The following is a 22,454-nucleotide window of genomic DNA, read 5'->3' on the forward strand; positions in this document are numbered from 1 at the left end:
ATAGTTAAATAACCTAGATCAGTGTCAAAATAAAATTTGCGGATAGTAACGATAGCACTTGATTTGACAAAGCACAAATAAAAATGGAGATTCAATTGACTCATGTATCAATTGAATCTCCATTGAGAAGTATTAAAATTTAGATTTCTAAAGTTAATGTTGTCACAGACATCGCTGGCACTGTCATGTTCACTTTATTTTCTTTGATTTCATAATTTGTGAATGCAAGTAAGCGAATTCTTTCTGCTTGATCAAAATCATTATGATCATCCATTTTCTCACCCGCAATATAATTTGCTTCTTGAAATTGAGGTACAGCATCTAAAGTAAAGGTCAAATCTTCTGAAGAAGTCAACGAATAATTACAAATCGAGATGGTTAATTGATTCTCTTTTTTAGAAACAGTATACGAAACCGTATCATTCTTATCTCCATAACTATCAATCAATTCACCGTCTTGATGTTTTTTGTATAATTCAAAAACGTAATAACTCGGCGTTTTCACCATTTTTTCGCCTTCTGTCAGTATCATTGATTGGAGTACATTTACTGTTTGTGCAATATTCGCCATATAAACGCGTTCGGCATGTTTATGGAAGATATTCAGCGTAATCGCTGCTACCATCGCATCACGAATCGTATTTTGTTGATATAAAAATCCTGGATTTGTTCCCGGCTCAACTGCTAACCAAGATCCCCACTCATCTACGATTAAACCTACTCGCTTCTCAGGATCGTATTTATCCATAATCGTTGAATGTTTAGCAATCAGTTCGTCCATTTTATAAGCACTCGAAATTAAACTCCACCAATGTTCTTCTTTAAAGTTCAATGCAGGGCCCTTATCTTCCCAGGCACCTGTTAAGGCATAATGATGCAAGCTGATTCCATCCATCCATGGACCGGCAATCTTCATCACTTCCTCCATCCAATGGTAATCATCGATGTTAGGACCACACGCAATTTTATAGATTCTATCCGAGCCATATTGACGGACATATGTCTGATAACGACGATATAAGTCTGCATAGTACTCAGGACGCATGTTTCCTCCACAACCCCATGATTCATTGCCGACACCAAAAAATTTCACTTTCCAAGAGTCTTCACGGCCGTTAGCTTTTCGTAACGCAGACATCGGGGATTCGCCATCCATTGTCATATACTCGACCCATTCTTGCATCTCCTGAACCGTACCACTTCCAACATTTCCATTAATATAGGCTTCACAACCTAATTGTTTCGTAAGCTCGAAAAATTCATGCGTCCCAAAGTGATTGTTCTCTGTGACACCACCCCAGTGAGTATTTACAATTTTTTTACGATTTTCTTTTGGACCAATGCCATCTTTCCAATGATATTCATCAGCGAAGCATCCTCCTGGCCAACGTAAAACAGGGATATCAATATTTTTTAGCGCTTCTACGACATCGATTCGCATCCCATTTACATTCGGAATACTCGATTCTTCCCCGACGTATAAACCTTCATAGATACAACGTCCCAAATGCTCGGCAAAATGCCCGTAAATGTATTTACTAATTGTGGGACCATTTTTGTTATTTAACACTTGAATATTCATTTTTTTCCTCATTTCTTTACTCCCCAAATCGTTTGATTATTATCACCAATCGCTGAGAAGACAATTTTTTTCGTTTGTTCTTTCGTTTCATCTTGTTGCATGACGATTATCCCTTCGTAATGAACATCTTCTATCACGAATGAAATAAAGGAAGATTGTGCCTCTTTATCCCACGTTCCACTGACATCTCCCGTAATGGTTTTATCTGCTCTTAATTCAACAGTCGATAACGGGAGTACTTTCGGATCATTTGTGGTCCCGTGATTGATAAATTCGTAACTTCCAATGATATCTTTATCTCCTACCTCACTGACGAAATACTCATTATTTACATACTCAAAAGGTAAAGTAGTCGGCCATCCATTACGATTCATCATCATTGGATGCACGCGTACTTCATGGGACTCTCCACCGGTAAATCGCGTATGATAAACTAACATCCATTGCCCATCTTCCGTGATGATTGCGGAGTTGTGACCACTCGATTTATATGCTTTATTCATATTTGAAAATTGATAATTCCCCATTATTTTGACACCATATTGACTGTTTTGATCCGTACTACTAAATACCGGGACCTGATTTTTCATATCGACATACGGACCATCTGGGTTATCTGATTTGAATAAGCGCATGTTATAGCCACCACTGGAATGTAGTTGACCATAAGTAACGAATAAATAATAAGATTGTGTTTCTTTGTCGTATACAATATAAGGGCCTTCTCCAGATTGGTGATAGCCACCAATTAATTTTGTACCAAAATAACGGTCGACAATCAATCCTTGATTTTCACTATCGACACCTGGATACATTGGGATACCCGTCTTTTCATCAATCGGTAAGATATACATCCCACCTGACCAAGAACCGTAAACCATCCAAAGTTTCTCATTTTCATCATAAAACAACGTCGGATCAATTGCATTGGGTGCATAATCCGTATTGTATTCGGTCCCACTATTTAAAACCCAATTAGAACTGAATTCATCAATCACACCCGTTGAAATTAATTTTTTTAAATGGGTATTTTTATAATGTGTATTCCGATCACTACCATCTGTGGAATCTACTTGCGTAAAACCAGAATAGACAACGGTATCTTGATACGTATAAGGTCCTTCAATTGTTTTAGATACGGCAAACCCAATATTAGAACGGCGCCAAGTCGAAGTAGCACTGTAATAATACATATAGGCGCCCTTATCACCATTTTTCCATTTATAATTGGGATTCCAGATTACATCTGGCGCCCAGATAGAATAACCGCCAGCGGAATCAGCATCATCTTTACCCGCCCATTCAAAAGCTTCTCTTAAATTTTTATCAATGTCCCCCAAAATAATATTATTATCGAGATCTTCATATTCTGTTTGAAAGGGAACTTCCCAATTCACCAAATCTTTTGATTTCGCTTGAGCTAAATGACTTCCAAAAATATAAAATACTTCTTCCCCATCTTCTGTCACCGAAGTAATAGAAGGATCGTGAACAGAAACGCGAGGCATTTCAATGGTATCCCAATCTTTGGATTCTATTGTTTCTTGACAGCTAGATAACAACAATAATACGGGTAAAAGAAACATGATACGAAATTTTATCATTGATCTCTCCTATTCATGAGTCGCTTAGTTTGCTACTGGTTCACCGAATACTGGAAACCCATTCTCATCCCATTCAAATGCTTGAATACGTGCATGACGATTAGGATTATCAAGTGGATCGCCCACTTTATTTTTTTCAGGGCGCGCATGATAGACAATTAAATCTGTTGTGCCATCTTCACTCACAGTAAACGAATTATGTCCTGGACCGTATTGTTGATTTTTTTCTGAACTCACAAAGACCGGCTCTTTTGACTTGTGCCATGAGAAGCCATTTAATAAGTCTGCGTCTGCATCAGCCCAAAGCAACCCAATCGCATAGTTTTCGTCGGTCGCACTGCCGGAATACGTAATAAAGACTTTGTTATTGCGAATAATGACAGCCGGCGCTTCATTCACTTCAAATCCAATTTTTTCCCAATCATACTCAGGAATAGATAATAGGATTTGTTTATTTTCCAACGTCCAAGGATTTTTCATTCTAGCAAGATATAAATTAGAGTTCCCTTGGATTCGCGGATCTTGTTGCGCCCAAACATAAAAAAGTTCTCCTTTGTGTTCAAAAACCGTTGCATCTAAACTAAAACTTTCAAATAAAGTTTTGACTTGACCTTTTTCTACCCAATCATCATTCATTGGATTTTCATGACTATTCTCGAGAACGAACATACGGTGATGATTCCTTTGATTCCGTTCATTTTCATGATTACTCGCCGAAAAATAAATATACCATTTCCCGCGAATATAATGAATTTCTGGTGCCCAAATTAAACTACTCAATTCACCTTTATCATGTGCTTGCCAAACTGTTAGTAGTTCTCCGTCTTTTAATTCATTAATAGTTTTTGCACGTCTAAGCTCGATACTTTGATAGCCAGGTACCGAAGCTGTAAAGTAATAGTATCCATCTGTATGCTTATAGATCCAAGGATCTGCTCTTTCTGTCATAATTGGATTATTATATTTCATGTTCCATATCCTCTTTTCTTAATTTGTTGCTACTTTGTAAGCTCGATTACGGGCGCTATATAAAGTAATTGTTACAATATAAAGTAATACTCCAATTACATCAAACGATAAAAATTGGATCAACAAACAAATCAACAACCAAATAAATGTTTTTTTATTATACCTTTCTCTTTCTAGTTGTTTCGTAATAAATAAATTTATAATACCCATCGTTAAAATTAATAGGCCATAAACCATAATAATGTTTATCAAACTATCGAGTAAACTTGTCGAAATATAATTGACTTGATTGGCTTCTTCGAAAGCAGTAATCCCTTCATTTTTAAACCAATTAGAATAGCCAACAATCGTTAATGTAGCTGTAATGATATTCCACAGTGCAGCCAAAAATAAGGTGATGCGTTCGATTCTACGTTTCATATCAATTTATCCTTTCACACCCGAGTTTAAATTCATCGATTGCACAAAATACTTTTGAGCAAATAAAAAGAGTAGCATCGTTGGAATAATTGCAAGAAAGGCAGATCCCATTAATTGACCAATCATACGATAGTTACCGTAAATATCTTGTAATAATAACAATCCTGCCGTGATAGGCATTTTTTCGACATCACTGTACACAATTACAGGCCATAAAAAATCATTCCATGATCCTGTAAAGGAAAAGAGTGCTGCTACAATCAAGACAGGCTTAATCATCGGTACAATAATTCTTGAATAAATGACAAAATCACTTGCCCCATCAATACGAGCTGACTCGTCAAACTCTTTTGGGATTCCTTTCATAAATTGTCGAACTAAAAAGATGTTTCCCATACCTGCTAAGCCAGGAATAATCATTGCAAGTGGTGAATTTACCCAACCAAAAGACTCAATAATTTTGTAAGATGGGATTAAATTCACAACCCCTGGAAACATTGAAATTCCCATTAAGATAAAAAACAGTGTATCACGGTGTTTAAATTTCATTCTAGAATAACCATATGCTGTGACAGATACAACAATGACGACTAAAAATGTGTGCGTAGTTGCAATAAATAGAGAATTCCATAACCATCTCATTATTGGAGCTGTCGAAGTATTATTCAAAATAGCAATATAATTTTCTAATATCCAATCAACTGGTAGCATTCGAAATCCTGCAGAAACGATTTCTGTCTGAGAACGAAACGAGGTCATAAAACCAAAAAATAGCGGGATTGTCCATATGAGGCATAAAATTATTAGAAAAACATATGCAATCCATTTAGAGATCGTACTTTCTTTAGACATATATTTTCCTCCTAATTTGCATTTTTGTTCATTAAATAATACTGTGCTGCAGAAATGACCAATATAACTAAACCTAATAATACGGCCATCGCTGAAGCCATACCGGCAATAGATTCCCCACTTCCGAAAGCTAAGGTTCTAATATACATCATTAAAACATGCGTGCTTTGTTTTGGACCACCTTTGGTCATCATGAGTGGTTGAGCGAATACATTAAATGCACCTGCTGTTGACATCACTAAAGTATAAATTAAAGGAAAGCGAATCGACGGGAGCGTAATATAAAAGAATTTTTTTGACGAACTTGCACCGTCTATTTCAGCAGATTCATAGAGGTCAGCTGAAATACCAGCAATTGCCGCACGATAAATAATCATATTCCCACCAACACCACCCCAGATACTAATGATCACAATCAGCATCCATGCATAGGGTTGTTGCGCAGCCCACGATATATCTAGACCAAATAGATTATTCGGTATTCCTAACTTCGAATGAAATAGTAAAGACCAAATCAACGCTGCTGCTGAAATAGAAATCAAACCTGGGACATATAAAATTCCTTGAAAGACGTTTTTAAAGCGGACTTTCTTATTTTCAAGCGCAACTGCGATTAATAGCGGAATAATAATAATTAGTGGAACAACAATTAAGACATAGATCAGCGTATTCTTTAGGCCATTATGAAATTGAAAATAAAATGTCGATGATTTATCAAACAATAATGTTTTGTAATTATCTAATCCTACCCATTGGGGTTCATTCACAAGATTCCATTTTGTAAATGAAGCATAAATCCCATAGATAGTTGGTACAGTGATAAATGTCATAAACAGCAGTAGATGTGGACCTATATACATTAATGGACCTAATTTCAATTTTTTTGTCATGTTTTCCCCCCCTATAGTGCCGCACGAATCATAATATGCGGCACTTATCTGGTTATTTAGTCACTCTTATTGATTTTCAGCAATCTTATCTTCGACAAATTTTTGCATTGTTGCTAATCCTTCATCCATATCTAATTCACCATATACGATATCAAAACAATAGGTGTTGATTGCTTCTTCGACATATGGGTAATACTCGTATGTAAAGATATGTAAAGATTCGATTTGTTCTTCACTTGATGTAAAGAATGATTGTTTAAACTCTTGGAATTCCGGACTCTCAACAACCTCTGTACTTGCAACAATTTGTCCAGCTTTTGCCCACTCAATTGAATTTTGACGAATATATTCTAAGAAATCAGCAATACCCGCTTCTTTTTCATCTGTTCGTTCTTCGTTATTTAACATAGAGAATAAATGAGAAGATGCACGATTCGTAAAAACATCTGGTGTATTTGAATAAATATTTGTTACACCAAAATTTAATCCGTCTACACCAGCATGCGCTGTAGAAGACCAAGTACCATCAGTTGAGAACAATACATTACCCGATTGGAACATTAAATAACCATCTTCTCCATTTGGTGTCATTAATCCTTGATCTGCCACTTCCTTCAGTGAGCTTAAGGCTTGTTTCATCTCAGGTGTATTGACAGTTGGTTCACCATTAGATTGAATATCGCCACCCAAATTAATAATTTGAGCTAGAATCGTCCACGAAAGTAACGCATTATTTACTACGAAGTCTCCTTCATCTAGCTTTCCTTTTAAAGATAACATCTCATCAAAAGTAACAACATCATCGTCTAACATACTCATCGCATCGTATTTTTCTAATAAATCGATGTTATAATACATTGCGCTAGAATGGATATCTAGAGGAACCGTGTATTGCGTTCCATCAACTGTTCCTGCTGACCATGCTTGAGGCAAGTAATTATCGGCATTAATTTCAGGTTTTGCTGAAATCACTTCTTCAATCGGTTCTAACATATCTGATTTCACAAAGCCAGGTACACGGTCGGCATGGATGAGTGTCAAGTCAGGTACATCTTTTTTCGAACTCATTACCGTATAAATTTTAGTGTACATATCAGAAGTAATGACTGATTTTACTGGATATTCTGGTTCTGTTGCATTATATTCCTTTACCATATTATCCATATATGCGCCATCATCCCCCGTTAGAGGATTCCAAAAAACAATCGTATTTGGATCTTCTTTCTCACCACAACCAGCTAATGTTAGACTTGCAAATAGCGCTACTGTACTTAAACCAACTATTTTTCTTAATTTCATTTTTTACACACTCCTAATTTTTTATCGTACATCGGATCATATTCCATGATAGCGGTGTCAATTTAACGAGTAATTGTTGTCCATTTAGTTCATAGGCATTTGACTGTTTTGGTGAGACAGATTGATTCCCTTGAGTATTTTCTTGCTTAATATCAAAACCTGAAAGTTCAGAAAACTCCGTAATTCCTGTGATGTCTATCCCATTTGTTTGAATAGTAAAATCCATTTCTTCTTCTCCACGATTAACAGCAAAGATAACTAATTCGCTCGCTTCTTCGTTAATGACAGAGATACTTTCTAAGTATGGAACCTGTTCAAAATCTTCTGTTGCATATGTTTCGGATTCAATAATAGGTCGAAGAACTTGTCCTCTACCATAATTGGATACTTGAGCAAAGGGATAAAAAATCGTCTGCTTCCACGCTTCCCCTTTTTCATCCGTCATGATCGGAGCAATCACATTTACTAATTGGGCTAAACAAGCGATTTTCACACGGTCAGCATGTTTTAGTAAGGTAATTAATAAACAACCTAGCAAAAGTGCATCTTCAAAATTATACACATCTTCCAATAAAGGTGGCGCAATTTGCCATGGCTTTATTTTTTGATCTTGTTCATTGGAGTGGTACCAAATATTCCATTCATCAAAAGACAAATTGATGGTTTTTTTACTATGTTTTTTTGCTTTAATTGCGTCACATATCGCCACAACACCATTAATAAATTCGTCCATATCAAGGGATCGTGCTAAATAGTATTTTAAATCGTTCTTATGATTGCCATAATATTGATGTAACGATAAGTAATCAATTTGTTCATAGGCATGATCCAGTACCGTTAATTCCCAATCACCAAACGTCGGCATATGACTATGAGAACTTCCACATAGAACTAATTCAATCGATTCATCGACTAGTTTCATCGCTTTGGCTGTTTCTTCTGCTAAACGACCATATTCATCCGCTGTTTTATGACCAATTTGCCATGGACCATCCATTTCATTGCCTAAACACCATGTTTTAATCTCAAAAGGCTTTTCTTGTCCATTTTCTTTCCGCAAGTCACTCCAATAAGTCCCACCTTCAAAGTTACAATACTCCACTAAATTCCTCGCTGCATCAATTCCTCTCGTTCCTAGATTCACAGCCATGTTGATTTCGGTTTGTGTTTCTTCCGCCCACTTGGCAAATTCGTGTAGGCCAACTTCGTTTGGTTCAATTGTCCGCCAAGCTAAATCAAGTTTTTTGGGACGTTTCTCTACTGGTCCAATGCCATCTTCCCAATTATAGCCCGATAAAAAGTTCCCTCCAGGATAGCGAACAAGTGGTACATTTAGCTCTTTTACAAGTTTCATCACATCTTGACGAAATCCTGCTTCATTAGCCGTAGGGTGATTAGGTTGATAAATCCCACCATAAACCGCTCTTCCCATGTGTTCAACAAAAGAACCATACAACCTTGGATCAACTTCCGAAATTCGACTAACATTTTCAATAATCAACTTAGATTTCATAGCGACCTCCTTATGTTTATGTGTTAATTATATTACCTTTAGGAAGCGTTGTCAATAATACTATGGTTAATTATTTTTGAATTTAATATAGAATATATTAGCAATATGGTTAATCTTTGGTAACTTGATAAATTTTACTAGCACAACATTAATGTTTATGTTAATATTGATTTATCAAATGAATAAGAAGGTGATTATATGCAATTACATATTAACGATGAAGCACTTCCTGTGTATGAAGCACTAGCTAGTTCCGTTAGAATTAAAATTATTCAACTCCTTTCTAAAAATAAAATGAATGTAAAAGAACTGGCGGCTGCATTAGGTTTGAGTAGTCCTATTACAACGATGCATATTTCTAAACTAGAAAAAGCGAATATTATTAAAACTGAAAAAGTTGGTCAACAAAGAATTTCGAGTCTTAGAGTAGATAAAATCGAAATCAACTTCCCTGAAAAAATATTTAATGCTTTTGACACGAAAGAGAGTACGATCCCGATTGGTCACTATACTAAATTTTCAGTGGAACCCACTTGTGGACTGGCTACTGCCCAAAATTTCATTGGAAAAGTTGATGAACCAAAGTATTTCATGGATTCAGATCGTATGAACGCTCAGATTCTCTGGTTCACTAAAGGTTTTGTCGAATATCAAACACCAAACTTTTTAACGGAATCGGAAACATTAGAAATGATGGAAATTTCTTTAGAGATTTCATCTGAGTTTCCATTCGCGAATGATAATTGGCCCTCTGATATTTCTTTTTATCTGAACGGATTAGAAGTTGGTACCTGGACAAGTCCTGGAGATTTCGCGGATATAAGAGGGAAATTCACACCGGATTGGTATCCGGATAATCAAAATCAATACGGTCTATTAAAAACGATTCGTATTATGCATCATGGGACATATATGGACGGGGAACCGATGTCCGAATTTACAATCGATGATTTAAATAAAACAAATGCGGATTTATGGACGCTGAAAATCGAAGTAAAAGACGATGCCGAAAACATTGGTGGATGTACCCTTTTTGGTAGACAGTTTGGAAACTACGATCAAGATATCAAAATCAAATCTTACTATAGTTAACATCAACAAAAAAGTAGCGCTAGAAGAGAGAGTCTTTAGCGCTACTTTTTATTTATTTAAGCGTCAAAGCAATAGCTTGTCTCATAAACAGTTTGCACATTTTCTTCTATATAAGGTGATTTAAAATTGACTTGATTAACTGCATCAGGAAAAAATTGTGTTTCTAAGCAAAGACCACTATATTTTTGATAGTTCACACCATTTTTGCCCGCTTCTTGCTCAATAAAATTACCTGTATATAATTGTACTCCCGGAAGGTTCGTATACCCTTTTAGTGAAATTCCCGTTTGATCGCCGATTAAATGAACGAAGGCTTCTGTTTCCTGTTTCGTCTCATCAAGGACGTAATTGTGATCATAACCGCCCGTCAATTGTAATTGCTCAGCTATTTGATTGATATCTCTTCCAATTTTCTTGGATTGTTTGAAATCCATTGGCGTATTTGCCACAGGAAGAACTTCTCCTGTTGGAATTGATTTTGAGTCTTTTACTGGCGTGTAATAAGAACAATCTAATTGTAGCAAATGCTCTAAAATTGTCCCATTCGCATGGCCATTCAAATTAAAATAAGTATGGTTGGTCGGATTAAAGACTGTTTTCTTATCAGATTCTCCTGTATAAGAAATAATTAGTTCGTTTAAATCCGTCAACTGATAACTGACTTCCAGAGATAAGTTTCCAGGAAATCCTTGATCGCCGTCCGGACTAAAGAGTAAAAAGACGATTTTCTGATTCAATTCATCGACTTCTTTCACTAACCAAGGACGAGTATGATAGCCTGAAAAGCCCCCATGCAATTGATTCTCTCCTTCATTTTGATCGACCTGATAGACTTGTCCATCGATTTCAAACTTCCCTTGATCGATACGGTTGGCATTTCGTCCAATCGTCGCACCAAAGTAAACATTGTTATTATTCTCATACTGTGCTAATTGATCATAACCTAATACGACGTCTACTAATTGACCATCTTTACCAGGTACCCATAAGTGGGTTAGGACTGCACCAAAATCACTAACGGTCATTTTCATGCCATTTTTATTTTCAAACGTATACAGATAGACCGTTTTTCCACCGGTCGTGACACCAAATAGTTCTTTCTTCATTACAAAAACCTCCCGCTTTTTTAAAAAAACAGCCAAGCATCCTTTCGCTCGGCTGTTTAGCTGTTTACTTAATAGTTACATATTCTAAATTAACTAATTTTGCCCATGTTTCAATTTGATCTACTGTTAAATTCAAGGATAGAACAGTATGATGTCCACCGCCTGTTTCAATCCAAGACTTCACGCCTTGATGGAAATCTGGTTTTGGCGTCCACATGACACGCGCAACTGGTAATTTCGGAGCTTCTTCCTCTGGTTCAAATGCCTCCACTTCATTAATTAATAATTTATAATTGGTTCCAAAATCAGCCATCGATACAACAACGCCAGTCCCTGCTTTGCCATCAAATACTAAACGAGCTGGATCTGCTTTGTCCCCAATGGAAAGTGGTGAAACAACAATTTTAGGTTTATTCGCGGCTAAACTTGGATCAACTTCTAACATATGTGACTGTAAAATCGCTTCTTTCCCTGGCGTTAATTCATACGTGTAGTCTTCCATAAAACCAGTATTTTGATTTTTCGCCATAATTTTCATCATGCGATCAATCGCAGCTGTTTTCCAATCACCTTCCCCAGCAAAACCGTACCCTTCTGCCATTAAACGTTGCACCGCGAGTCCTGGAAGTTGGTCCATACCATATAAATCTTCAAAATTCGACGTAAAGGCTGTGTAACCGCCTGCTTCTAAGAAACGACGAATCCCAATTTCTTGACGCGCTTGCACTTTCACGTGTTTTTCCCAACTTGCTTGTTCATAATCTCCATAATCAAAATCGTATAACGTTTGATACTCCTCAAATAGTGCGTTTACTTCGTCCTCATCTACGGCGTCAATGACTTTTACTAAATCCCCAATCCCGTAATAATCAACTACCCAACCAAATTGAATTTGTGCTTCCACTTTGTCGCCTTCAGTAACTGCGACGTGGCGCATATTATCTCCTAAACGAGCGACTTTGATGTTAAAACTTTCTGTATACCCCACTGCTACATCCATCCAAGCAGAGATTTGTGTTTGAACAGCCTCATTTTCCCAATACCCAACGACGACTTTATTTTGCTTATTCAAGCGAGCGTTAATAAAGCCATATTCTCGGTCTCCGTGTGCTGCCTGATTCAAATTCATGAAATCCATATCAATCGTTGCCCATGGAATTTTTTCATTGTATTGTGTCGCTAAATGCAATAATGGTTTTTGTAGTAATTTCGTTCCACGAATCCACATTTTTGCTGGTGAGAAAGTATGCATCCAAGTAATCACTCCCGCTACTTCATCGCGGTAATTGGCTTCTTTCATAATCTGCGTAATCTTATCTGCCGAAACAGCCAGTTCTTCTTGTAACACAATTGGGTAGGATAACTTCCCACTACCATTCAAGCTATCGACCATTTCTTGCGCGTGGTTTTTTACTTCAGCCAACGCTTCTTCTCCATACAAATGTTGTGACCCAACAACAAACCAAAATTCTTTTTTACCGATTTCTAACATATTTTTTCTCCTCTATCACATTTATTTTTGGCCATAATAGGCATTTTCACCATGTTTACGTAAATAATGTTTATCTAAAATCGCTTGAGGTAATTCTTCAGCAAAACTATTTAGTTGGCGGGTAAATAAGTTCATTTTTGCGACTTCTTCCAGTACAACAGCATTCATTACCGCTGAATCAGCATCTTTTCCCCAGGTAAAGGGTGCGTGTCCGTGCAATAAGACGCCTGGTACTTCTAACGGTTTTAGCCCTCTCTCTTCAAAAGTTGCGACAATCAATTTACCTGTTTCTTCTTCGTAGCCACGATCAATTTCTTCTTGCTTCAAAAAGCGTGTACAAGGAACGGCACCATAAAAAGTATCCGCATGGGTTGTTCCCATCGCTGGTACATCTAGTCCTGCTTGAGCCCAAATGGTCGCCCAAGTCGAATGAGTATGGACAATACCGCCAATCGTTAAGAAGTTTTTATACAAAACAGCATGAGTGGGCATATCCGATGAGGGATTCAATTCGCCTTCTACGACATTTCCATCTAGATCACAGACGACCATATCTTGGGCGCGCATAACTTGATAATCTACCCCACTAGGCTTGATGACAAATAGATTTGACTCCCGATCAATCGCGGAGACATTTCCCCATGTATACTTAATTAATCCTTGGCGTGGCAATTCCAAATTTGCTTGAAACACTTCTTCTTTTAGTTTTTCTAACAAATGATCTCCTTCTTTCTAATTAGTTAAAATACTCAATTGCGGCAGCTTCAATCGCTAAACCAGCTTCATAACGTGCCATGAATTTCTTGAAACCAAGCACCTCTTCTTCTTTCGCTGTTAACGTCACGCCTTTTGTTGCGACAAATACATGGTTTTCTAAAAACGAATCGAGTGTTTCATCCTGAGCTTCTCGAATGAGGTAACTTGCTAAAATGGCAATTCCCCAAGCACCTCCCTCACCCGCTGTTTCCATTACAGTTACCGGCGCATCCATCACTGCCGATAAGATTGTTTGACCGACTTCCGGTGTTTTAAAGATACCACCATGGCCCACAATCCGATTAATCTGTACCGCTTCTTTTTCTAAGATTTCCATGCCAATTTTCATCGCGCCAAATGCACTGTACAAGTGCATTCTGATGAAGTTCGCAAGCGTAAACGAACTCTCTGGTGAACGGACAAACAGCGGCCGTCCTTCTGACATTTTTGTAATATTCTCTCCAGAGTGGTATCCGTAAGATAATAATCCACCTCCATCAGTATCCGCTTTCAATGAATGGTTAAATAATTGACTAAATAATTCATCCATCGTCATCGATGATCCCGTTAGATCCGCCACTTCTTTAAAAAGCTTCATCCAAGAATTAATCTCTGACGTACAGTTATTCGTATGAACCATCGCGACTAAATCACCTGAAGGCGTCGTCACTAAATCAATTTCGGGATACACTTGGCTTAACTCTTTTTCTAAAACAATCATGGCAAAAGCAGAGGTTCCCGCAGAAACGTTCCCTGTCTGAGGTGCGACACTATTAGTTGCGACCATTCCCGTTCCGGCATCGCCTTCAGGAGGGCATAACGGGACGCCTGCTTTCAAAGTTCCAGAAGGGTCGAGTAATTTGACGCCTTCTTCCGTTAAGCATCCCGCATTTTCTCCTGCAAGTAATATGTTCGGTAAAAGATCTTGCAGTTTCCAAGAGAACTGATTCTTTTGAATAATCTGATTGAACTGAGTAATCATGGTTTCATCATATATTTTCTTCGTAATATCAATTGGGAACATCCCTGAGGCATCCCCAACACCTAAGACTTTTTCACCCGTTAATTTCCAATGAATGTAGCCCGCTAAGGTTGTAAAAAAGGAAATCCTTGCCACGTGTTCTTCTTGATTTAAAATTGCCTGATATAAATGGGCGATACTCCAGCGTTGCGGAATATTATAAGCAAACAAGTCCGTTAATTTTTCTTCCGCCTCACCTGTAATCGCATTGCGCCATGTTCGAAAAGGAACCAGTAATTCATCTTCCTCATCGAAAGCTAAATAACCATGCATCATCGCTGAAATTCCAATTGAGCCAATTTTCTCTAATGGAATCCCAAATTTTTGCATGACTTCCTGTGACATCTGGCGATAACTTGCTTGTAGTCCTTCCCAAACCGTCTCTAATGAATACGTCCAAATACCCTCAATCAATTGGTTTTCCCATTCAAAACTACCTGTTGCAATTGTTTGAAAATACGGATCAATCAATACAGCTTTAATGCGTGTCGATCCTAACTCAATCCCTAAACTCGTCTTTCCATCTTGAATAGCCTGCTTCATTTCAATCACTATGATGATTCCTCCTTTTTATAATGCACGAACAGATTGTCCTTCTATTAAGACTGGTTTGAAATAATAATTGGTGATAGCTTCATGTTGAATATCCTTCAGAATGTATGTTGCTGCCAACTCACCCATTGCCTCTTTCGGGTGTGAGAGTGTCGTTAGTGTGATGTTTCCTGTAATCCGAAGATTGGAATCATCATTTCCGATAATCGAAATATCATTCGGAATGGACAAACCTTTTTCGGAAAGTCCTTTGATTAAATGACTCGCAATTTCATCATTGTACGCAACGATACCCGTTATATCCGTATTTCCTTGTGCTAAACAAACGAGTAGTCCTTCGATAACACTCTCCTTCGTTTCAGTCGTATACGTCACAATATCTGCTGGACGAAATTGTAATTTCGCCTCTTCAATTGCACGGATAAATCCTTTCATTCGGTACTTACCTTGTAAATCATCAATTTTAGTAACTAACAGTAATTGCTGATGTCCTTTTTCAATCAAATGATTGGTTGCTAAATAACCTGATTGGGTATCATCGACACAAATATGTTGGACGTCAAGTTCCTCGTATAAAGCATTAATCATGAGATAAGGAATCCCTTTTTCTTTTAAGTCAACATAGTAGGATAGATTCGGATTATATTGATTACTTTTTGTTGGTTCAATGATTAAACCATCTACTTCTTGCTCCATCATTTGTTGGAGGCATTCTCGTTCCTTTTCATGATTGTTATTTGTCGTTCCGAGCAATAACGCATAACCTTGTGCACTCAGCTCTTTTTCAATCCCCCGAATAATCGACGGGAAAATATAATCAGATAAATACGTCATAATGACACCGATTGTTTTTTTGCGAGCAGGTACCGCTATTTCTTTTTTCGCAACATACGTTCCAGAACCTTTTTCCGTTCGAAGCAGTCCTTCATTCACTAAGACACCAATCGCTTGTCGAACCGTATGTCGACTAAATCCATAGGTTTCTTGTAATGTATTTTCCGAAGGGATTAACTCCCCTTCCTTATAGGTCATCTCTTCAATTTCCAACCGCAACTTGTCTGCTAGTTGTATGTATTTTGGTTTCATTTTTATTAAACCTCCAAGTTGTACGTACATATAATATAGGGCATCTCTTTCTTTTTGTCAACGTTTTCATAAAAATTCTTGCATTCGTCACTCATCCTTCCACCAAGCAAACCACAACCCAATCATCGTGATCACAACACCAAAGACTAGCAAAACACTCTCCTTCATCTTGTTCACTCACTTTCTTTTAGTTTAATCCTAATGCATCTGACACATCCGACCATTCCTTTTGATGAAAAAATCGTACTCGTTTACCCAGAGACTTTCTAGGAACGAATACGATTTTTTGTGATGTTACCAAAAATCCGAAAAATCTTCTTTTAATTCTAAACTAAAGACACCAAATTCTACGCCATGCGTGATTTCTTCTTTTACTTCTTTTAACTCTTTTGGACTGATGACCTTCGCTACTGCTAAAAATTCATATAACTTCTTAAGCGAGGCGCCCATCCGTTTGATTTCTGCTTCACTGACGCCTAAAATTTTAAGCGGACAAAAATCACTGATAAACGCATTCGCATCTCTTAAATCCGTCACCACCGTGCGAATGCTGGAATAGACAAGAAATCCGTTCATATAAAAGGCCGCATTCGAGCGATGGCGCTGAACAACCTTTTTACTTAGCCCTAGACCGTCGCTCAAATAGTGACTAAAAGCTTCTAGCACTTGTTCATTATTTTCGATAACTTGCTGGCTAATATCTTCATATCCAGTAAACCAGTCTTCTTCTTTTTCATATTTCTTCCAAGTAGAAAAAGGCTGCCAAGTCACCTCCACTTGAATTTCTTCTTTTTTCTTAGGCTCAGGTAAGAGACTTTCATCCACTGGCAAACATACTAATGGTTGGCTAAAAGCTTCTTTTAAGGCTAAATCTGAAAAACGGAGTGGTAAACTTTGGACAGGGATCTCTGCCAACCATTTCATCAGTGGTTTTTGAATCCGTTGGCTGACATCAATCGGCACTACCGTAGCCATTTGGACAAACATCGTCGTGACACTGGTTACTTGCCGGTTGAATCCACCATTAACTTCTATTTCGCCTGCAAGTGCCAGATAACGCTGAATCTCATCCTCCGAGATCCCTCCAAGTTTGAATGCCGCTTGAATACCTGCAACAATCGCTTCGGCTAACATCGCTTTATTTTTCGCATTCACATCATATATGACGACGGGTGTAAGCGTCAAATCATTGACTAAGACTAAGATTTTTTTTCGATTGACATTAAAGTAGTTCGCATGCCAAGAAAAGAAGGGATTCGTTAACGAAAAGGCTTTAGCCTGACGAGTATCTTGAACCTTTGGAATCGCTGAAAAAAGTGGTTGTGTTTTCTTTGTTGGATTAATAATCATCGCGTACTCCTTCCTAACCTTATTTTTGTCATCATACCTTATCTTAGTTGAAAAATAAATACGTATTCGTTATAACTCCCCCATGATTTTCGGTTCTGCCACAAAGGTTAAGGATGTTACTTCGCCCCCTTCTGTTTCAAAAACAGTGATGACATTTTTTCCTTTTTGTAATAAATCGTAAGGAATGTATAACGTATAATACGGGCCAATCTCCCAGTATCGTCCAACATTGAAGCCATTTACAAAGATACAGCCCTTACCTAAGTCACGCATATCTAAAAATGTATCTTGCGGTTCTTCTGTTATTTCCCATTCAAATTGATAAAACGCCGGCGTCTTCTCGTGCCATTCTTTTGAAAAATCAATGCCTGTATCCGTTTCTAGCGGCAGGGAGTAATGGTTGATTTGTGGTAAAAAGAAGTTTTCTTGTCGAATCCCACCACGAATCCCTTTTGATTGGCGCGCAGAGGTTAAATACAACCCGTAGTTCGTCCGTCCTTGATTTTCCACCAGCACGCGAATTTGGTCTGTAGTAGCAAGATTTGGAATCATAAAGCGCTCGCCAATTTCCTCGTTCATCTGAGTCGTGATAAGCTGGTTGTTATGAAAGACTTGGACGCGATCATTGGCCTCGACAATTTCAAAGTGATAATCCCCTGCAATCAATGGTTGCGTCGTTTCATAGAGAATATAACCATGATTTTGCCCGAGTGCTTCCATCGGTTTCGTGACATCATGCACTTCCGAAGTCGCCACGGTCGCTACTGTTTCAAATAACGATACTTTACGTTGACAATCAATTGCGCCATAAGAGGTCGTTTTGGAAATAATTGGTTCGGGGAAGATTTTGTCTGGATAGAAATCCTGAATGACTTCACGAAAGGCGTAATACTTCTCGGTGGGATTCCCGTATTCATTTAACGGTGCATCGTAGTCATAAGAAGTGACTTGCGGCTTGTAGCCATCTTCTCGTGATTCATTTGCCCCATTCCAAAAGGCAAAATTAGTCCCTCCATGGAACATATAGAAATTTACACTACCGAGTTCTAGAATTTCTCGTAAAGCCGTAGCTGTTTCTGCCGGATCACGACGAATCACCGGTTCTCCCCAATTGCTAAACCAACCATCCCAAAACTCCATACACATCAGCGGTTTCTTTTGATTGTACTTTTCCATTATACGAGCCAACGCGGCAAAATTCGATTGCGCTCCAGAACCAAAATTGGCCGTCGGAAGTACATCCTCAGCCATCATCGACCCTGCTTCTAATAAGGGATCCCATCCCCCATCGGACGTGAATAACGGAACTTCTATCCCATACTTGATTAAGATTTCCCGGTTGAGACGTAAATACTCTTGATCACTGGCATAAGAACCGTATTCATTTTCGACTTGAATCATAATGACATTCCCACCACGTGTGCATTGATATGGTGCAATTCGAGGGATTAACTCTTTGTAATAACGATCGACTGCCGCTAGATATGCGGGATCTTGGCTTCGAACACGCGAACACGAAGTCAGTAACCACGCAGGGAGCCCCCCAAAGTCCCACTCGGCACAAATATAAGGTGATGGACGTAAGATAACGGCTAGTCCCATTTCACTGGCCATCTCGATAAATTTTGGTAAATTAGCAATCCCCTCAAAATGAAATACGCCTGGTTTTGGTTCATGCAAATTCCACGGCACGTATGTTTCGACTGTATTGGCGCCCATCGCTTTTAAATTATGCAAGCTTTGCGCCCATTTTCCGGGTGTTACTCGGTAGTAGTGGATGGCTCCTGAGATAATCTTCTCCGCTTTCCCATCAAAATAAAATGCCTCTTTGATTTCAAATTGCATTGTTTTCCCTCACTTTATTATTTAATTGGTGTTCAAAATTCATTAATATAAATCGCTTTCATTTTTATAAATTACTTTGACACTTATTTTATTGGTATATACTATTTCAAAAGTATAACGGGTATCTTAAAAGGATACAAGGTATTTTGTGAGACCGTTCATTTTTCATACAAAAACCCGGTTATCTGTTTTACTGAAACAGATAATCGGGTTCGTTATTTTCTTATCTCTGATAAACAAATTCCCCGTCCATCATCGTGGCACGGACTTGTGTTTTAAGAATCTCTTCTTCCGAGCATTCTAAAATATTTTGTGACAAGACGCAAAGATCGGCTTTTAGCCCAACACGAAGCTCTCCGATATCTTGACGACTCAACGCTTGGGCCGCGCCTTTCGTATGAGCATACAATGCTTCAGCAATCGGTAGCACTTCTGTTGGCATTAAGCGTTCTACTGGCACCCCACTTTTTTCTCTTCGGGCGACCGCATAATAAATCGATTCTAGGGGTGTGACACCTACAACAACGGGCGTATCCGTTCCAAAGGCAAGTTTGCCACCGTAATCTAAGAATGAGCGGAAAGGGAACATTCCTTTCGCACGCTCGCTACCAACCTCTTCATCTAAGGTGTCGTAACCGACAAGTAAATGGCTCGGTTGGACCGAAAGAACAAGTTGTTCCTGATTGATAGCGGATAGATCTTTAGAATCCATCACTTCTAAATGCTCAAGCGTATTAAATTTGCCTGGTGGTAACGGGTAGCGCTGCTGGCTTTCCTTAAAATAACCTAACGCTTGATGAATCGCCTGATCCCCAATCGTATGGATGCGCATCGGCCACCCTTGTTGATTGGCTGATAGTATCAAGGTTCGCATCTGTTCAATCGGAATCAAAGGAGCCCCAATATCGCCTTCATAATACGGCGTTTCATAGCTTTCTTTTAAAAATGCGGTATGCGTACTCGTGACCCCATCAAAAAATTGCTTCACGCCACCCATCTGAACTTTCTCTGAATGATACGTTTTTTCGATTTCGTGCAGAGCAGTAATATCGGAGCGCATCGCTGGATAAAACACCGCGCGAACGGTCGCTGCATCTTCGACTTCTTGATAAATGTTAGGATAGACGAGATCATCCCAACTTTCTCCAGTTAAGGCCACATCGCCCACCGTCGTAATTCCTAGCGCATTTAGACGATGCATATAGTGAATATAAGCTTCAGGTGCTTCATCTTGATAGACGTTTAAAATATGAGCCAAATAATGAATTGCCACGGCTTCTAAAAAACAACCCGTTAACTGACCGTCTTCCATGATCGCTTCTCCGCTCATACCTTGTGGAAGATTATCGGGCGTTATGCCTAAAGCCTCAAGCGCCGATGAATTTAACCAAATGCTATGGGCGTCTCCTGCGATTAACAATACCGGCGTCTCACGACAATAACGATCAAGTGAGGCCTTCGTCGGATAGACCATCTGCCCAAAGTCACTTCCAAACCAACCAATCCCTATTTTCCAACCATGAATCGTTGGTAAATCCACGACTTGCTGGGCAAACATTTCTTCGCTGTCTCCTTGGAGATGGGTAATTTTTCCACTTTCGAGAAGCGCGGATAAGAAGAAATGAACATGACAGTCAATGAAACTCGGTATGATCATTTGCTCCCCGTAATCAAGCACTTCCTCGTCAACAGGAAGCGCTGAAAGCGGACCGATTGCGACAATTTTGTCATCTTGGATTTGGAGATAGCCTGCAAAAGTTGTTTTCATTTGCGTATCAAAAATCGCTTGCGAAATTAAAATCATGTTCTACAACCCCATCTTCCATTCTAAGAATAAATCGTTATACAGTTCCAGCGTTTCTTGACCTAAGTATTCGTAATGTTCCATTTGCGCTAACGCGGTTTCACTTGGATAAAAAACCTCATCTTCTGTGAGTTCTTTCGGAAGTAAGGCCTTTGCCCCTTCATGCGGTGTGGCATAGCCAACGTATTCCGCATTTTGCTTCGCATTTTCAGTTCGTAACATAAAATTGATAAAGGCATAGGCACCGTCCAGATTTTTCACGGTTCGAGGAATCGCAAAATTATCCGTCCAAATCACACCCCCGTCTTCTGGGACGACATACTTAATCGCAGGATTTTCAGCCATCACATAAGCGGCATCCCCGGAATAACCCAGACCAATTGGCGCATCTCCTTGAATCATTAAGGTTTTTATTTCATCTGTTAAAACCGCTTGAACATTTGGCCGCAATGTATCTAATTTCTCAATGGTTGCCTCGACTTTTTCTCGATTTTTTTCATTCAAAGAAATTCCCATCGACTGCATACTAATCCCCATGGTTTCACGCGAACCATCAATCACTAAGAGTTTATTTTTAAAACGCGGGTGCCATAAATCATCCCACCGTTGAACATCTTTTACGTCTACTTGTTCCGTATTGACCATTAGTCCCAACGTTCCCCAAAAATAAGGCAAGGAATACTGATTATTCGGATCAAACGATTGGTTCATTAAAAACGACGAAAGCTGTTCCATCCCTTCAATCTTCTGATGATCTAAAGGAATCAATAACTCATTTTCCAACATTCTGGGAATAATCGACTCACTTGGAAAAACCAAATCATACGACGTGCCACCTTGTTTAATTTTCGTTTCCATTCCTTCATTTGAATCAAAGGTGCTATAGATGACATGATAGCCCGATTCTTGTTCAAATTTTGCAATTAACTCCGGATCAATATATTCGCCCCAATTAAAAATCGTAAGGGTTTGTTTTGTGTCTCCTGCTGCCTCTTCACTACTACTCGTCGCCTGTGCTTGTTGAATCCACAGTCGCGTCCCAAATAACACCGCCAATAACAGTGTAATGCCTCCAAAAAAAATACCTAATCGTTTCACTTCATGTATCCCTACTTTCCAAAAGAATTTCCTTGCAAATCATACTCAATTTGAGTCAAAAACGCAATGATTTATTTTTTGAATAGAAACATCTTTTATGTCTTTGTAAATCAGGGGACTTCT

Annotated in this window: 18 protein-coding genes; 1 reads left to right on the forward strand and 17 read right to left on the reverse strand. The window is 38.6% G+C overall.

Features of this window, described 5'->3' with window-relative positions; translation table 11 throughout:
- Positions 1 to 139: 139 nt before the first annotated feature.
- From RU93_RS05720 to arfA, 8 genes are all read right to left on the reverse strand, one after another.
- Positions 140 to 1,582, reverse strand: coding sequence for an alpha-N-arabinofuranosidase (locus RU93_RS05720; protein ID WP_071874745.1), 1,443 nt, complete (start codon positions 1,580 to 1,582; stop codon positions 140 to 142).
- Positions 1,583 to 1,590: 8 nt separating this feature from the next.
- The gene (locus RU93_RS05725; protein ID WP_071874656.1) at positions 1,591 to 3,186 is read right to left on the reverse strand and encodes a glycoside hydrolase family 43 protein; all 1,596 of its coding nucleotides are present in this window, start codon (positions 3,184 to 3,186) and stop codon (positions 1,591 to 1,593) included.
- A 24-nt stretch (positions 3,187 to 3,210) separates the two neighbouring features.
- Complete coding sequence (locus RU93_RS05730; protein WP_071874657.1) at positions 3,211 to 4,155, reverse strand: glycoside hydrolase family 43 protein; 945 nt, start codon at positions 4,153 to 4,155, stop codon at positions 3,211 to 3,213.
- Between the two features lie 18 nt (positions 4,156 to 4,173).
- The gene (locus RU93_RS05735; protein ID WP_071874658.1) at positions 4,174 to 4,575 is read right to left on the reverse strand and encodes a hypothetical protein; all 402 of its coding nucleotides are present in this window, start codon (positions 4,573 to 4,575) and stop codon (positions 4,174 to 4,176) included.
- A gap of 6 nt (positions 4,576 to 4,581) precedes the next feature.
- Positions 4,582 to 5,427, reverse strand: a complete 846-nt coding sequence (locus RU93_RS05740) for a carbohydrate ABC transporter permease (RefSeq protein ID WP_071874659.1) — start codon at positions 5,425 to 5,427, stop codon at positions 4,582 to 4,584.
- A gap of 11 nt (positions 5,428 to 5,438) precedes the next feature.
- Positions 5,439 to 6,317, reverse strand: coding sequence for a carbohydrate ABC transporter permease (locus tag RU93_RS05745; RefSeq protein WP_071874660.1), 879 nt, complete (start codon positions 6,315 to 6,317; stop codon positions 5,439 to 5,441).
- A 66-nt stretch (positions 6,318 to 6,383) separates the two neighbouring features.
- A complete protein-coding gene (locus RU93_RS05750) occupies positions 6,384 to 7,616 on the reverse strand; it encodes an extracellular solute-binding protein (protein ID WP_071874661.1) in 1,233 nt (410 codons plus the stop codon).
- Positions 7,617 to 7,629: 13 nt separating this feature from the next.
- Entirely contained in the window at positions 7,630 to 9,129 is a 1,500-nt protein-coding gene (gene arfA / locus RU93_RS05755; RefSeq protein ID WP_071874662.1) for an arabinosylfuranosidase ArfA, read from the reverse strand.
- Positions 9,130 to 9,327: 198 nt separating this feature from the next.
- Here arfA and RU93_RS05760 point away from each other — a divergent pair, with 198 nt between their 5' ends.
- A complete protein-coding gene (locus RU93_RS05760) occupies positions 9,328 to 10,221 on the forward strand; it encodes an ArsR/SmtB family transcription factor (RefSeq protein WP_071874663.1) in 894 nt (297 codons plus the stop codon).
- A gap of 56 nt (positions 10,222 to 10,277) precedes the next feature.
- Here the strand turns inward: RU93_RS05760 and RU93_RS05765 are convergent, their stop codons facing one another.
- From RU93_RS05765 to RU93_RS05805, 9 genes are all read right to left on the reverse strand, one after another.
- The gene (locus RU93_RS05765; RefSeq protein WP_071874664.1) at positions 10,278 to 11,327 is read right to left on the reverse strand and encodes an aldose epimerase family protein; all 1,050 of its coding nucleotides are present in this window, start codon (positions 11,325 to 11,327) and stop codon (positions 10,278 to 10,280) included.
- A 64-nt stretch (positions 11,328 to 11,391) separates the two neighbouring features.
- Entirely contained in the window at positions 11,392 to 12,819 is a 1,428-nt protein-coding gene (gene araA / locus RU93_RS05770) for an L-arabinose isomerase (RefSeq protein WP_071874665.1), read from the reverse strand.
- Between the two features lie 21 nt (positions 12,820 to 12,840).
- Entirely contained in the window at positions 12,841 to 13,536 is a 696-nt protein-coding gene (locus tag RU93_RS05775; RefSeq protein WP_071874666.1) for an L-ribulose-5-phosphate 4-epimerase, read from the reverse strand.
- A gap of 19 nt (positions 13,537 to 13,555) precedes the next feature.
- Positions 13,556 to 15,139: a xylulokinase gene (locus RU93_RS05780; RefSeq protein WP_071874746.1), complete on the reverse strand. Its 1,584-nt coding sequence runs from the start codon at positions 15,137 to 15,139 to the stop codon at positions 13,556 to 13,558.
- Between the two features lie 27 nt (positions 15,140 to 15,166).
- Positions 15,167 to 16,234: a GntR family transcriptional regulator gene (locus RU93_RS05785; protein ID WP_245785374.1), complete on the reverse strand. Its 1,068-nt coding sequence runs from the start codon at positions 16,232 to 16,234 to the stop codon at positions 15,167 to 15,169.
- Positions 16,235 to 16,528: 294 nt separating this feature from the next.
- On the reverse strand, positions 16,529 to 17,584 hold the full coding sequence (locus tag RU93_RS05790; RefSeq protein ID WP_071874668.1) for a DUF6933 domain-containing protein: 1,056 nt from the start codon (positions 17,582 to 17,584) through the stop codon (positions 16,529 to 16,531).
- A 69-nt stretch (positions 17,585 to 17,653) separates the two neighbouring features.
- Positions 17,654 to 19,429: a glycoside hydrolase family 35 protein gene (locus RU93_RS05795; protein WP_071874669.1), complete on the reverse strand. Its 1,776-nt coding sequence runs from the start codon at positions 19,427 to 19,429 to the stop codon at positions 17,654 to 17,656.
- Between the two features lie 223 nt (positions 19,430 to 19,652).
- Positions 19,653 to 21,233 carry an amidohydrolase gene (locus RU93_RS05800; protein WP_071874670.1) on the reverse strand — a complete coding sequence of 527 codons (1,581 nt, stop codon included), beginning with the start codon at positions 21,231 to 21,233 and terminating at the stop codon, positions 19,653 to 19,655.
- Positions 21,234 to 21,236: 3 nt separating this feature from the next.
- Positions 21,237 to 22,331: an ABC transporter substrate-binding protein gene (locus RU93_RS05805; RefSeq protein WP_071874671.1), complete on the reverse strand. Its 1,095-nt coding sequence runs from the start codon at positions 22,329 to 22,331 to the stop codon at positions 21,237 to 21,239.
- Between the last annotated feature and the right edge of the window lie 123 nt (positions 22,332 to 22,454).

The organism is Enterococcus aquimarinus (genome assembly GCF_001885765.1).
GTDB lineage: Bacteria > Bacillota > Bacilli > Lactobacillales > Enterococcaceae > Enterococcus_I > Enterococcus_I aquimarinus.

What these genes read in the sequence shown, in the direction of transcription:
- RU93_RS05765 (WP_071874664.1), bottom strand. Translation starts at nt 11,327, where the DNA reads ATGAAGAAAGAACTATTTGGTGTCACGACCGGTGGAAAAACGGTCTAT.
- RU93_RS05735 (WP_071874658.1), bottom strand. Translation starts at nt 4,575, where the DNA reads ATGAAACGTAGAATCGAACGCATCACCTTATTTTTGGCTGCACTGTGG.
- RU93_RS05740 (WP_071874659.1), bottom strand. Translation starts at nt 5,427, where the DNA reads ATGTCTAAAGAAAGTACGATCTCTAAATGGATTGCATATGTTTTTCTA.
- RU93_RS05780 (WP_071874746.1), bottom strand. Translation starts at nt 15,139, where the DNA reads ATGAAGCAGGCTATTCAAGATGGAAAGACGAGTTTAGGGATTGAGTTA.
- RU93_RS05730 (WP_071874657.1), bottom strand. Translation starts at nt 4,155, where the DNA reads ATGAAATATAATAATCCAATTATGACAGAAAGAGCAGATCCTTGGATC.
- RU93_RS05750 (WP_071874661.1), bottom strand. Translation starts at nt 7,616, where the DNA reads ATGAAATTAAGAAAAATAGTTGGTTTAAGTACAGTAGCGCTATTTGCA.
- RU93_RS05800 (WP_071874670.1), bottom strand. Translation starts at nt 21,233, where the DNA reads ATGATTTTAATTTCGCAAGCGATTTTTGATACGCAAATGAAAACAACT.
- RU93_RS05725 (WP_071874656.1), bottom strand. Translation starts at nt 3,186, where the DNA reads ATGATAAAATTTCGTATCATGTTTCTTTTACCCGTATTATTGTTGTTA.
- RU93_RS05720 (WP_071874745.1), bottom strand. Translation starts at nt 1,582, where the DNA reads ATGAATATTCAAGTGTTAAATAACAAAAATGGTCCCACAATTAGTAAA.
- RU93_RS05790 (WP_071874668.1), bottom strand. Translation starts at nt 17,584, where the DNA reads ATGATTATTAATCCAACAAAGAAAACACAACCACTTTTTTCAGCGATT.
- RU93_RS05760 (WP_071874663.1), top strand. Translation starts at nt 9,328, where the DNA reads ATGCAATTACATATTAACGATGAAGCACTTCCTGTGTATGAAGCACTA.
- RU93_RS05745 (WP_071874660.1), bottom strand. Translation starts at nt 6,317, where the DNA reads ATGACAAAAAAATTGAAATTAGGTCCATTAATGTATATAGGTCCACAT.
- RU93_RS05785 (WP_245785374.1), bottom strand. Translation starts at nt 16,234, where the DNA reads ATGAAACCAAAATACATACAACTAGCAGACAAGTTGCGGTTGGAAATT.
- arfA (WP_071874662.1), bottom strand. Translation starts at nt 9,129, where the DNA reads ATGAAATCTAAGTTGATTATTGAAAATGTTAGTCGAATTTCGGAAGTT.
- RU93_RS05795 (WP_071874669.1), bottom strand. Translation starts at nt 19,429, where the DNA reads ATGCAATTTGAAATCAAAGAGGCATTTTATTTTGATGGGAAAGCGGAG.
- araA (WP_071874665.1), bottom strand. Translation starts at nt 12,819, where the DNA reads ATGTTAGAAATCGGTAAAAAAGAATTTTGGTTTGTTGTTGGGTCACAA.